The sequence below is a fragment of the Flavobacterium sp. 38 genome (genome assembly GCF_057799715.1).
Genome location: NZ_JBYNWZ010000007.1, coordinates 145,778 through 158,833, shown reverse-complemented (window position 1 = coordinate 158,833; position 13,056 = coordinate 145,778). Strand labels below are relative to the sequence as shown.

The window sequence follows — 13,056 nt, the reverse complement described above, 5'->3', positions numbered from 1 at the left end:
TCCCGCAGATTTTGCAGATTTTTCAGATTGAGCAGATAAAAATCATTTTAATCTGTGTAATCCGTGGCAAAAAAATCTCCAATATCTACCAAATCTGCGAGAGTAAATTTTATTCTCATTTTTTGTCATCCTGAGCGAAGTCGAAGGACACACACTGTAATTCTACAATCAAAATCGATAATCTTTGTAGAGCTTCTTGTGGAGATCCCTCGTTCCTCGGGATGACAAACTATACGTAATATTTTAAAAAATCATGGATTAACAAACCTTCTCAATTTATCCATTGTACTCAAACTTTCAAATGCAATTTTATTTCGTTCTAACAATTTACTGGTTTCCCAACGCATTTTCCACTCAGGGTCCTTGAGTTTTTGCCTCAACTTAGAAACTATAGATGGATTATTTTTCAAAACGGATTCATCAATCCAATATTCTAAAAATTCTAAAGCATTTAAGCGAATGACAACATCTTTATGATCCAATCCTTTCAATAATTTTTCTCTAACTCTTTCTGCAGGATACGTATCTAGAGTTTCGACTAAAATTTCATTGATAACAGAAGAAAGTTCTTTAACACGATTCTGGTCCAATCCTATTTGATAAACCCTGCTGAATTCATCCGAAAGAAAATCTCCCCATTTATCCAAATCTTCATCCTCACTCAAAGCATAATAGACAAACCTAACTTTATCTGGCTGTGCATAAAGATTGTTTTCACAAAAGTGCTTTACAGACTCCAAATCTTTTACCGCTAATTTCTGAACGTCTTTAATCGCTTCTTCTGATTCCTCATATCCAAGATCATAATATTCATCAAGAGTTATTAACTGATCTAAGTTATGTATAGGCCTAAAAACCGCTTTCTTCTCAATCATAATATTTCAAATAAGGTTTAGAATATTTTTTAAGAGTTAGAATTTAAAAATCAAAAAAAATCTGCAGAATCTGCGTGAAACCAAATCTCAGCAAAAAATTACTGCGAAATCACTCTCTCCAATTTCTCAGAAAACGCGATTTCTTTTCCGTTTTTATAAATTCTAAAACCTTTTCCTTTTTTATATTTTTCTCCCGTTTTGTCCCAAAGAATCGTAATAATATTTCCATGATACAAAACATTATCCAAACAAAACCAATCCCATTTTTCTTGTGGAATCAACGGATTCACTTCAATCTTTTCATCTGCTCTCGGGCGTAAACCAACCATTCCTGTAATCATCAAATCGTTAAAAGTCGAATGATTGTAATAACGGCTTCTTTCTCTGTCGCCCATTAGCCAATAACCAGTCGTTTCGTCCAAATACTCGCCAAGATAAGGTTTTCCTCTGTAATACTGCGACTGAACATACAATTCCATTTGTTTGAAATAATCTGGTTTTCCAACAAAATTCTGATCGTAACCATTTAAAACATTTGCCATTGCAGTCAAAGTCTGCGAACTTGCAAATGGCCAAATAGCGCCGTCCCATTCGCAGGTTCCTGTTCCATGAGTTCTAAAACGCGGACTTCTTCTTTCTGCTGTCGTCAAGCCAAACGGTGCCGAAAACCCTTTTTCATCTTTAATCTGTTCCCAAGCTTTTTCAAATCCTTTTCCTTTTTCAGGAAGATTAAAATACCACGGAATAAATCCGATTGCTTCTCTAACCTGTGCCAAAGTATCTTTTTGTGTCAAAGTCTCAAAGAATCCACTCTTTGGATTCCACAATTTCGTTTCCACTAATTGCTGTAACTCATCAGCTTTTGTTTTAAATTTTCCTTCTGTTTCCTTATCACCTTTCATTTCAGCCATTTTAGAAATCGCTACAGCGTTTCCATACATATAACTGTTAATCGTTGGTCTTGCATTTTGCACTTTTCGTCCGCCGCTTAAAGATTCTTCCATTCCATCTTTTACATCATGTTGCCAAAACAAACCATCCTTACGCTGACGGTCTTTTTCCCAAACCGCATAATCAGTAACCATGTCTGGATACAAATCCAATAAGAATTTTTCATCCTTATTCACCAAATAACGATTATACAAAGCATCGGCTGTCCAACTACTAAATTTATACAATTTATTCATCGGTTTTCCATCATTACCTCTATACCAAATTTTCACATCCTGCTCAATATATTTCGGATCATGAACCCAACGGAATTCATTAATATGATGCCCCAAAGCACAACTAATCATATTGTATTTATCGGCATACGAACGGTCTACCAAAAACTCTGTAATCGCAAATCCTTGTGGTGTTTGTTTAATATGTTTACGAACACTCCACCAGCGGAAATAATAAATTTCCTCAAAATTCTGCTGCGGACATTCAAACAACGGAATATTCTTATCCATCCAAGCCCACGCACTGTCATTCGGAACTGCAAATTTTAAATTTTCGTCTTCCATCGTGTTGAAATAATCCACATAATGTTTATAATCAGTCGAATTTAAAACAACCGATTTTCCTTTATGAGAATGATTGGCACCCGATTTACAGCTTGTATTTAGAGCTATTAAAACCGAAAGTGCTATTATTTTGTATTTAAGATTTGTCAACATTTAAAATTCAATCTTTAAAAGAGTTAAACCATATAAGTTATATAAGAAAATATAAAGTAAAACTTAACTAAACTTATATGCCTTATATGGTTTTAAAATATATTTAATTCCCCGTAAAAGTATACGTCTGTCCCGCTTTCATATTCACATCGTAAACATTGTAATTCGGCAGTTTTACTTTTTCTAGTTTTGCTTCATTCGAAATAATCGGTTTCTTCACTTCCACATCATAAAACAAAGCATTCGTATTCTTGCCTTTTGCCTTTTTAATTGAAGAACCTTTCAAAGCGTTTTCAACTTTCAAACGGCAGTTTCCGCCAATTTTTGAATAAATTTTTAAAGTCGAAACTTTATTATTTTTCCAAGTCATATCGATTACAAAACCGCCTCTTGCCACTAAACCTTTTATACTTCCGTCCTTCCAAACGGTTGGTAGCGCAGGTAATAACTGAATCGCATCTTCCTGACTCTGCATCAGCATTTCTGCGATTCCGGCCGTACAGCCAAAATTCCCATCAATTTGAAATGGCTGATGCGCATCTAACATATTCGGATACGTTCCGCCACCTTTTCTTTGGTCGGCCGTTACCAAATGCAATTGATCCTGAATCAGTTTATAAGCGTGATTTCCGTCCAATAATCTCGCCCATAAATTCACTTTCCATCCCATAGACCAGCCTGTAGATTCATCTGTTCTGTAAATCAAAGATTGTTTTGCAGCTTCAAATAACTCAGGTGTTTTGTTTGGCGAAATCTGATTACTCGGATATAATCCGTACAAATGCGAAACGTGTCTATGATTATCTTTTGGATTATCCCAATCGTCCTGCCATTCTTGCAACTGACTGTGTTTTCCAACTTTCATTGGAGGCATTTTGGCTAAAGCATCGCTTACTTTTTTCGAGTAAGTAGCATCTTGAGCAACCAGTTTTGAAGCTTCGATTACATGTGTAAACAAATCAAATATCAACTGATTATCCATTGTCGTTCCCGATGCAATGGTCGATTTTCCAGTTCCGCCAGCATGCGTATTTTCAGGCGAACTTGAAGGCACAACAACCAAATATCCTGTGTTAGGATCCACAATCATGAAATCTAGAAAGAAATCGGCAGCACCTTTCATGATCGGATAAATTTCTGCTAAATACTTTTTATCGCCTGTATATAGATATCTTTCCCATAAATCCTGACAAACCCAAGCGCCGCCAGTCGGCCACATTCCCGAAGCAGCAGAATCTACAGGAGCAGTTACGCGCCAGATATCGGTGTTGTGGTGTAAAACCCATCCGCCAGCATTGTACATCATTCTGGCAGTTTCTGCACCAGTAACGCTTAATTCTTTTGCCATCTGTAAAAATGGTTCGTGCATTTCCTGCAAGTTGGTTACCTGTGCCGGCCAATAATTCATTTCAGCGTTGATGTTTGTTGTGTATTTACTGTCCCAAGGCGGTGTTACCATATCATTCCAGATTCCTTGTAAATTCGCTGGCTGTCCTCCTGGCTGTGAACTCGAAATCAATAAATAACGTCCGAATTGGAAATATAACGAAGCTAATTGCGGATCAAATTGTTTGGAAAAATCTCTAATTCTCTCGTTTGTTGGTTTCTTCGCGTTTTCATTCGAACCTAAATCTAAACTAACTCTATTGAAGAATTTTTGATAATATTCTGTGTGAGCTTTTTGTATAGTTTCAAAATCTTTTATTTCAGCTTTAGCCAAATAATCTTTGCTTTTCGCAATTTCATCGCCCGAAATATCTTTGTAGTTTTTAAAATTAGTGGCAATCGAAATGTACAAAGTCACTTCATCAGCTTTATTAATGCTTAAAACTCCGTTGCTAGCATCGATTTCACCACCTTTATTTTTAGCCGTTAATCTTCCCTGAAATTTTACTTTTCCTTTTACTCCTTCAAAATTAGTTCCAACTCCCGAAAGTATAATCTGGTTTCCTTCTGTCGACGGAACAGTTTTATCAATCGGACTGTTCATGAAAACATTACAAGTAATCTGTCCCGGTTTGCTTGCAGAAAGCTTCACTGCAATAACTTGATCTGAAAATGCTGTTATGATTTCGCGTGTAAATTCAACTCCATTAACGGTGTATTTCACTTTCGCGGAAGCGTTACTAATATCTAGATCTCGGTAGTAATTGGAATATTTTTGATGCCCTGGAAACGAAATATAAACGCTTCCAAAAGTCTGATACGGCATTCCGTCATTGGTCTGCGACATGATATCTCTGGTAGCTAAATCCTGCGCTTCGTCAAATTTTAAGTCAAATATTAATTTGCGGACAATCGGTAGAGCTTCAATAGATTTTGAATGTGCATTACTATTTGGAGAACCAGCCCAAATGGTTTCTTCATTCAATTGTAAACGCTCCACAGCTGGATCGCCAAAAACCATTGCGCCTAAACGTCCGTTACCTAATGGTAAGGCTTCATTCCAGATTGCAGCTGGTTTATCGTACCAAAGTTTCAAATCATTTTGCGCCGTTGCAGTGATGGAAAAAATTCCTAAACAAATTGCCGTTAATTTAATTTTTAGATTCATACTTATATTTTTTTTTCGCCACGAATATTTTTTTCTGCCACGAATACACTAATTTCTTTTCTAATTTTTATTCAATTTCTCTAATTTTCTGCCACAGATTAAAATGATTAGAAGGATTTTTTATCTCCTCAATCTGCTAAATCTGCGAGAAAAAAAATTACTCTCGCAGATTTAGCAGATCGAGCAGATTTTTTAATCAGTGGAAATCCTTTAATCTGTGGCATAAAAATTAGTGCAATTAGTGTAATTCGTGGCTATTTCTTAACCTCATAAACCTTCAGATTTTTTTCTCCGAACATTTCATATAATTTGTTGATGTCTTTCAGTGCATTTTTAGGCAATTTTTCACCTTTATCTCCAAAAACAAACAACTTTTCTTTTGGCTCAATTACACAAGTCGATTCGTCGATTTCGCCTTTATCGTTCTTCACTTTATTCAAATCTAAATTTAAATATTTCGCCATAAACGGATACAAAGCCATACGCTTCGAAATTCCGAAATCATGTCCTTCTTTTGCAAAATGAGCATTTTCTACTAAATCTTTTTTTCCGTACAACTCATAAGTTCTCTGAATAAACGGAAACTCCAATTCTGGAACTGCCAAAGTCCAGTCTTTTCCATCCGAAACAATCAATTGCGGTTTTGGAGCCATCATAGCAGAGATTTCAGCGTTGTTTGTTCCGTTTCCACATAAGTGAATGCCGCGCCCGCTTTCACACGGACATCCGCCTGAAAAATGAGAGGAAACCATTACCACTGGAGCCGAAACTTTTACACGATCATCAATCGCTGCTAAAAACATCGTATGCGATCCTCCGCCTGAACCTCCTGTAACACCAACTCTTGTCATATCCGCATTTTTAACCGTTGCTAAATAATCCAGCAGACGAATTCCTGTCAGCAGCTGAACTGTCGACGCGATACTATTTCTGTGTGTTTCTTCTGGAAACTGCAATAAAGATTCTCCCCAAGCAAATAAATCGTAACCCACGACAATAGCTCCCATTTTAGCCATTATTGCGCATCTGTACTGCTCGTCTTTTCTATATCTTCCGTCGCCGAAATGCCCGTCTGGAGTTATAATAACAGCTGCTTTTTTGTTTAACGGATACGGTTTGTAAATCGATCCCGTTGCATAAACACCTGGCAAAATCTCCAGTGCGATATTCTCGACGCTGTAGTCTTTATAGATTCTCTTTGGAGTTAAAAGTGGCTTAGACTTAGGTGTAGGGGGCGCCTTATCCAAACCAAATGATGAAATCATACAAGCTTTTAACTCCATTTTGCGTTTTTCCCATTGTTCTTTAGTCGAATAAAGGCTTTCTAAATAAAACAAACGTTCTTTTCCTTTATCAACAGAAACTTTATGGTTTTCATATTTACGAATAATGTAGGTTCCATCCGGCTGTTTAAAATACATTAATTCGAATGGTGCCAAAATATTAGTCAGCGACAACGGCAGGTTTCCTGGTTCAATTCTCCAGTCGGCATAGTCGAGTTCTTTTCCTTTCAATAAACCTCTGTCATCGTTGATCGTAACATTAAATAAAGTTTCAATTTTCTTTAGAGTTTCTGATACTGGTTTTCGAAAATTGGTATCAGAAGTCTGTGCTTTGGCAATTGTCAAAGCAAAAATGGAAACTAAGAAGATGTATTTTATTTTTTTCATTGTTGTGAGTTTGTACGCAGATGACACGGATTCGCTATCGCGAAGACGCTGATTTTAGCGAATTTTTTCATCTTTTTAAATAAAAATCCGTTTTTATCCGCGTCTTTACGAAGTAAATCTACGTTATCCGCGTTCTATATTGTGCATTCAATTATATATTTCCCAGAACCTAATTCCAAAACTGGTTTTATTCCATCATTACCAGCTCGAACCTTTTTATCATCAATTTTTATCTCTGAATTTTTAGACACTGGCAGTTTTATCGTCGCCGTAGTATTTACCGGAATTTCCACATTCAAAATAAACTTTCCGTCTTTCTTTTCCCAAGACGAAACAATTTTTCCATAAACCGATTGATAGTCCGCTTTCGCGAAAGTCATATCGCCTACTACCTCGGGCTGGATGAAGAAATGTTTGAAGCCTGGTTTTTCAGGATCCGATTTAATTCCGGCTAAACTTTGGTAAAACCATTCCTCAATCTGTCCCATCATAAAATGGTTATACGAATTTCCTTTTCTCGGATCCCATTGTTCCGTCAAAGTCGTTACGCCATATTTAACCTGAAAACCATAACCCGGCGCATCATAATGATTGTTCATTTTAAACATCGTTTCGTTTTCGCCATTTTGTGCTAAAGCTTGAAATAAATAACGATTTCCAACATCTCCCGTTGTTAAACGATCTCCTTTTGCAGCAATGTCTGCCAATAAGTTCTGCATTACCGCTTCTCTATATTGTGGTTCTACAATATTCATAAAAATTGGAACAGCATTACTAAACTGACTTCCAGTTCCGTATTGTTTGGTTTCTGAGTTGAAAAACTCGTTGTTAAAAGCAGTTTTTATCTCAGAAGTTAAAGTTTCATATTTCTCAATATCTTCGGTTTTACCTAATAATTTAGCTGCTTTTGCCACCAAACTCGCTCCATAATAAAAATGCGAAGTTGCCGAAAGTGCAATCGGACTGTTTTTAGAATATCCTGCCGGATGTGTTCCGTAATCGTACCAGTCTCCCAATCCGTGTGAAACAATGTGATTTTTAGATTTTGATTCTAAATAATCGACATAGTTTTTCATTACCGAATAATATTTTTCGATTAAAGAAGCGTCGCCGTAATATTCGTAATACATCCAAGGTAGAATCACACCTGTTACACCCCATTCTGGAGAATCGGTAAAATCGCCTCCAAAAATGATATATTCAGGAACAATCGACGGAATAAGTCCGTTTTCTCTTTGCGAATCTGCAATGTTCTGCATCGTAGCAGGAGCGAAAGTCTGCAGATTATAATTGAAAAGTAAACCTGGCCCGTTTAAGTGAATTTCTTCCAACCAACCTAATTTTTCGCGTTGTGGACAATCCGTAAAAACACTCTGGAAATTACTTTTTATAGCATAATTTATAATCTCATGTGTTTTATTAAAAAGCTCATTCGAACATGCAAAACTTCCTGCTTCTCCAGCCGAATTGTAAATGAAATTCGATTTTAATTCTACCAAAGTCGGCAGACTTTTATCTTTTGTTTCTTTGTAATTAATATTTTCAATCTGAACAAACTGAAATCCGTAAAAGCTAAATTTCGGCGTCCATTCTTCAACGTCTTTCCCTTTTAAAGTGTAGTCGTAATAATACGGTTTTCCCGATTTTCCTTGTCCAACCGTTCCGTCTTCGTTTAAACTTTCTCCAACCCAAACGCGAACGGTTTGTCCTTTTTTTCCTTTTACTTTTATAGTTGGAAATCCAGAAAGATTTTGTCCCATATCAAAAACAAAGAAATTCGGTTTCAGTTCTTTTGCCGTTTTCACTTCGTATTGTTTCTGAATCGTAATTGGTGTTGTAGTCTGCGGTCTTAAAACTCCTTTTGGCGCTTCCTGAACCACTACTTTTTTCCAATCTGAATCTTTGAAATGTTTCGTATTCCATCCTTTTTGTTCTAAATTGGCATTGTAATCTTCTCCTCCAAAAATACTGTTGTACGTAATCGGACTTTTACTGTATTTCCAAGTTTCATCTGACTTTATAATTTCTTCTGAATTATCATTGTATTTGATTTTCATTTTAAAGAATAAAGTCGGCGGACCAAAACTTACGAAAAATTTGGTATATCGTTCAGCCAAAGTATTGTACATTCCGTTTCCTAACAAAACGCCAATTACATTTTCGCCTTTTTGAAGTTGTTTAGCGCTTAATTCATAAACATTATAATTAACCGTTTTATCGTAATCCGTCCACAAAGGCGCAAACTGACTGTTTCCAACTTTTTTGCCGTTGATAGTCAATTCGTAATGTCCTAAACCTGAAATATAAACAATTGCTTCTTTGATTTCTTTTTTTACTTCGAAAGGTTTACGAAGCATGATACTTCTTCTCGAAAGCGAATCTGAAGCATTGATAATCGCGTCTTTCTTTTCTCTTTTATAAGTGGCACTATGAAAGTTTCGGCCTTCTGGCAAATGACTGTCTGCTTTGGTAATCGCTCCAATCCAAATCGGCTTTAATTCTGATTCTAAAGGTGCGGTTCTAAAAGAGGCTGTTCGACTCCATTTAGAAAGTTTTCCTTCCTGACTCCAAACTTTGACTTTCCAGAAGTATTTGGTTTCGTTTTTTAAAGCTTTTCCATTATAAACAATATGCAGGTTTTTATCTGAGTTTACTCTTCCTGTATTCCAGATATCTCCGTCGTCATTATTTAGTTTTTCTTCGGAAGAAGCTACTAAAATCAAATAGGCGATTTGTGAGGCATCAGATTCTTTTGAAATTAATTTCCAACCAAATCTCGGCTGATTCTGAACGACTGTTAAAGGATTTTCAGCCATTTCTGTTGTGAGATGTACAGGCAGAATTTGTCCTTTAGAAACTAGGGTTACTAAAAGGCAAACGGCAATTAAAATGTTTTTGAAATTCTTCATTTCTTATTGTTGAGATTTTGAACGCTGATGACGCGGATTCGCTATCGCGAAGACGCTGATTTTAGCGGATTTTTTTTCTTCTTTATAAATAAAAAAATCCGTTTTTATCCGCGTCTTTACGAAGTAAATCCGTGTTATCCGCGTTCTTTATTTTTTTCGCCACGAATTCACGAATTTTCTCTAATTTTTCTTTGTGTTTAATTTTTCGAATTTATACCAAAATATTAATTTAATTTATTCGTGAAATATTTTAATCATTTTTAAATAAATTACGCACTGATGATAAAAATAATTCGTGAATTCGTGGCTAATTTAACTTTTTAGTAATCAAAGACTCGATATTGAAAACTGCTTCTGGGATTAATTTTCCGGTTTGAGGCAGGTCGTCGTAATCGTCTGTGTCTGGCGCTGTGTCTGCATTTGGAGTAAATCTTTGTTCTCCAGTTCGGAACATGATTCTTTCAAATCCGTCGGTTGGCGCGTAGAATATCTTTGTTGATTCTTTCTCGTCATTTACTTTTATCGTGTAAGAACGGTTTTTAGCATCTAATTTAACCGTTATTTTATAGGTTTTATTGGCTTCGTATTTTCCAATTCCATTAAAACGTGCTCCCGTTTTTACTTTAATTTGACCGTCTGAATCAAAAGTTAATCTTACCGAAGGCAGACCTTGTTTGTTCTGAAATTCAACCTGTAATAAACCGTGATTGTTCTGCTCTGGCTTTACTGTGAAAACAGCTTCCATTTTTGAGGCAAACGGAATCACTCTTTCGGCTCTCGAATAATCAAAATAATCTTGGTCTCTTAACGTCAGCCATTTTTTGCCATCGGTTTTCTTTTCGATTTTTGTGGATGCCCACGAAAGATCGTAAGTGTTCCAAAACTTCAATTCTTCTCCGTCAGGAAGATTATTGAAGACATCATTTACATCACTTGTAACAACCGAAGTCACTGGAACAGGAATCGAAGCCACCCAAATATCTTCCTTGTTTACGCTGTAACCCACCCAGATTTTTCCGTCCGGCGGAGTTCCGTTTTTCTCTGTGATTCCGCGAACGTATTGTGGGCCGGCTGATTTGTAATTTCCGCCATAGCGCATCGGACTTACTTCGCCGTGAACCAACAATAAATCTTTATAATTCAGTCCGTCGTCACTAGTTGAAATCGCCAATGGCCAACGATATTCTGACGGATTGTACAACGTCGCATAGCGATTGTCAGATGTTTTTTGTCCCCAGATTTTAGCATTGCTGTTTACAAATCCAGGCGCACGCAACGGCATATAATCCCATGATTTTCCGCCATCACGGCTGATTGACGTTAAAGCATGTTTCCACAAACCAACCACATTTCCGTTTGGTAAATGATAATAGCTGAATGCTTTATATGGTTTTTGAAGGGGAATTAATTCATCATCACGATCCGCTTCTTCAACCCATTGTTGTAAAACTAAAGGTTCAGAAAGAATTTCTTCACAGGCTTTGATCAAACCTTTGTCTTTTGATTTGGTATAAAAAGGGAATTTCGATTTCGATTTGTCCCATGTTTTGTTGTATCTGATGAAATAAATTTCGCCAAAACTTCCGTCTTTTTTGATTTCACGAATCACACGCCCAATTCCCTTTCCGTCGTTCGGATCGTCTTTTTCATCCATTGCGATTCCGTAATACGCTAATGCAAAAAGTCGTTTGTCTTTTGAGGTATAAAATCCCATTCTCTGGTGCATAATCGCATCAAGATTTTTGGCAACGCCTTCTACGCCTTCCTTTTTCCATCCGTCAGGAATTCTGTAAATCGGGAAAATCACTTCTGGTTTTGTCCATGTTACGCCGTCTTTTGAAGTCATCAATAAAGTCTGGCTCGGCGGAATATGTTCGCCTGAAGGATCGCTCAAATAATGCAGATAAAAGGTGTTATTCCAATACGCCATCATCGGCTGGTGGTTGTATGTCCATCCGAATCCGTCTGCTTTTTCGGGATGTTCACGACTCGCACGCATAATCTGCGTCGCGTGAACTCCAACTGCTGGACTTAACTGTCCGTGATGGTAATCTACATTTGAAAGTGTTTTGCCAACATAACGCACGGTGTCGTTTTGTGCGTTTAAGGCTGTGCAAGTCAAAAGAATTGCAGAAGCGGTGATGATATTGGTTTTAATGTTCTGGAAAGCAATCATTTCTTTTATTTTTGGTTTCACGCAGATTGTGCAGATTTTGGCAGATAAAGCAGATTTTTTTTCCTCTTTATTGATTTCTGCAGATTAATAAAAAATCTGTTTTATCTGCTTTAATCATTTTAAATCTGCGTGAAACTTAATTCTATTTCTTTTCAATTAATCCTTTTAAAACTTCGCTTGAAATTGTCGTAATCGTTCCGTGTTTGTGTCCTTCCGGAAGACTTATTTTGGATGAAACATCTTCAAAATGAACAAAATCTGAAGTGCTTAACGCTTTATAATTTTTTGATCCGTAATTGTCATAATACAACAGCCAGTTTTTACCCACTTTTACTACCGTTGGACCTTCCGATAAATATTCTGTTAAAGGTTTTGATCTTTTTTCGAATGGTCCTAGAGGAGATTTTCCAAAAGCTACTTCAATGTTTCTCATCGGTCTTGTGTTGTCCTTTAAAACCAAAACGTAATCTTTTTTTCCTTTTTTGACAATCACACAGTCGATTACGCTGAAACCTGGATCGTAATATAATTTGGTGTTCGAGAAGGTTTTGAAATCCTTTGTTGTTACATAATACATTCTGTGGTTATTTTTCTCATCTTCAACTCCTTTTTCGAATCGGAATGGAATAGTCGATGCCCAAATCACGATGTATTCTTTTTTCACATCATCATAAAAAATCTCGGGCGCCCAAACGTTTACCACTTCCGGTTCGTTTTTCATTACAGGAATATACTGTTGTTCTGACCAATGAATTAAGTCTTTTGAACTCGCATAACCAAAACCATTTCCACCTTTCCAATCGGTTGTCCAAACCATGTGATAGGTTCCGTCTCCACCTTTTGTGATTGACGGATCGCGCATAATTTTACTGGCTCCGATTTCTGGTTTTAAAAATGATCCTTCTAAACCTTTCCAATTGTAACCGTCTTCGCTGTACGCCAAATACAAACCTTCTGTTGCTGGTTCTCTAAACGACGTAAAAAGATAGAGTTCTTTCTTTTTCTGCGCATAACTGATCGCGAAAAACGAAAGGGTTAATATGATGAATAATTTTTTCATTTCTAATTTTTCTTCTCCTGCAAGGTTTCCAAAACCTTATAGGTATATTTATGTTTAATCTAAAATCCTATTAATTACAAAAAAGCCAAATCATTCTCTTTAGCCCCGATTGCAGTGGAAATCCTTTTTTGTACCGGGGTTCGGTACA

The 13,056-nt window shown here is 36.6% G+C and carries 7 protein-coding genes; all 7 read right to left on the bottom strand.

The window, feature by feature from the left end; all coding sequences use genetic code 11:
* Positions 1-251: 251 nt before the first annotated feature.
* Positions 252-875: a HEAT repeat domain-containing protein gene (locus AC3E9W_RS17320; protein WP_488769324.1), complete on the bottom strand. Its 624-nt coding sequence runs from the start codon at positions 873-875 to the stop codon at positions 252-254.
* A gap of 98 nt (positions 876-973) precedes the next feature.
* Positions 974-2,539, bottom strand: a complete 1,566-nt coding sequence (locus tag AC3E9W_RS17315) for an MGH1-like glycoside hydrolase domain-containing protein (protein WP_488769323.1) — start codon at positions 2,537-2,539, stop codon at positions 974-976.
* Between the two features lie 103 nt (positions 2,540-2,642).
* Positions 2,643-5,093 carry a glycoside hydrolase family 95 protein gene (locus tag AC3E9W_RS17310; protein WP_488769322.1) on the bottom strand — a complete coding sequence of 817 codons (2,451 nt, stop codon included), beginning with the start codon at positions 5,091-5,093 and terminating at the stop codon, positions 2,643-2,645.
* Between the two features lie 254 nt (positions 5,094-5,347).
* Positions 5,348-6,763, bottom strand: a complete 1,416-nt coding sequence (locus tag AC3E9W_RS17305; protein ID WP_488769321.1) for an acetylxylan esterase — start codon at positions 6,761-6,763, stop codon at positions 5,348-5,350.
* Between the two features lie 134 nt (positions 6,764-6,897).
* On the bottom strand, positions 6,898-9,672 hold the full coding sequence (locus tag AC3E9W_RS17300) for a glycoside hydrolase family 78 protein (protein ID WP_488769320.1): 2,775 nt from the start codon (positions 9,670-9,672) through the stop codon (positions 6,898-6,900).
* A gap of 307 nt (positions 9,673-9,979) precedes the next feature.
* Positions 9,980-11,869, bottom strand: a complete 1,890-nt coding sequence (locus tag AC3E9W_RS17295) for a six-hairpin glycosidase (protein ID WP_488769319.1) — start codon at positions 11,867-11,869, stop codon at positions 9,980-9,982.
* A 121-nt stretch (positions 11,870-11,990) separates the two neighbouring features.
* Positions 11,991-12,908: a glycoside hydrolase family 43 protein gene (locus AC3E9W_RS17290; protein ID WP_488769318.1), complete on the bottom strand. Its 918-nt coding sequence runs from the start codon at positions 12,906-12,908 to the stop codon at positions 11,991-11,993.
* Positions 12,909-13,056: the final 148 nt, after the last annotated feature.

Excerpts from the sequence above, each read along its gene's own strand:
- AC3E9W_RS17320 (WP_488769324.1), bottom strand. The coding sequence starts at position 875 with ATGATTGAGAAGAAAGCGGTTTTTAGGCCTATACATAACTTAGATCAG.
- AC3E9W_RS17310 (WP_488769322.1), bottom strand. The coding sequence starts at position 5,093 with ATGAATCTAAAAATTAAATTAACGGCAATTTGTTTAGGAATTTTTTCC.
- AC3E9W_RS17305 (WP_488769321.1), bottom strand. The coding sequence starts at position 6,763 with ATGAAAAAAATAAAATACATCTTCTTAGTTTCCATTTTTGCTTTGACA.
- AC3E9W_RS17290 (WP_488769318.1), bottom strand. The coding sequence starts at position 12,908 with ATGAAAAAATTATTCATCATATTAACCCTTTCGTTTTTCGCGATCAGT.
- AC3E9W_RS17300 (WP_488769320.1), bottom strand. The coding sequence starts at position 9,672 with ATGAAGAATTTCAAAAACATTTTAATTGCCGTTTGCCTTTTAGTAACC.
- AC3E9W_RS17315 (WP_488769323.1), bottom strand. The coding sequence starts at position 2,539 with ATGTTGACAAATCTTAAATACAAAATAATAGCACTTTCGGTTTTAATA.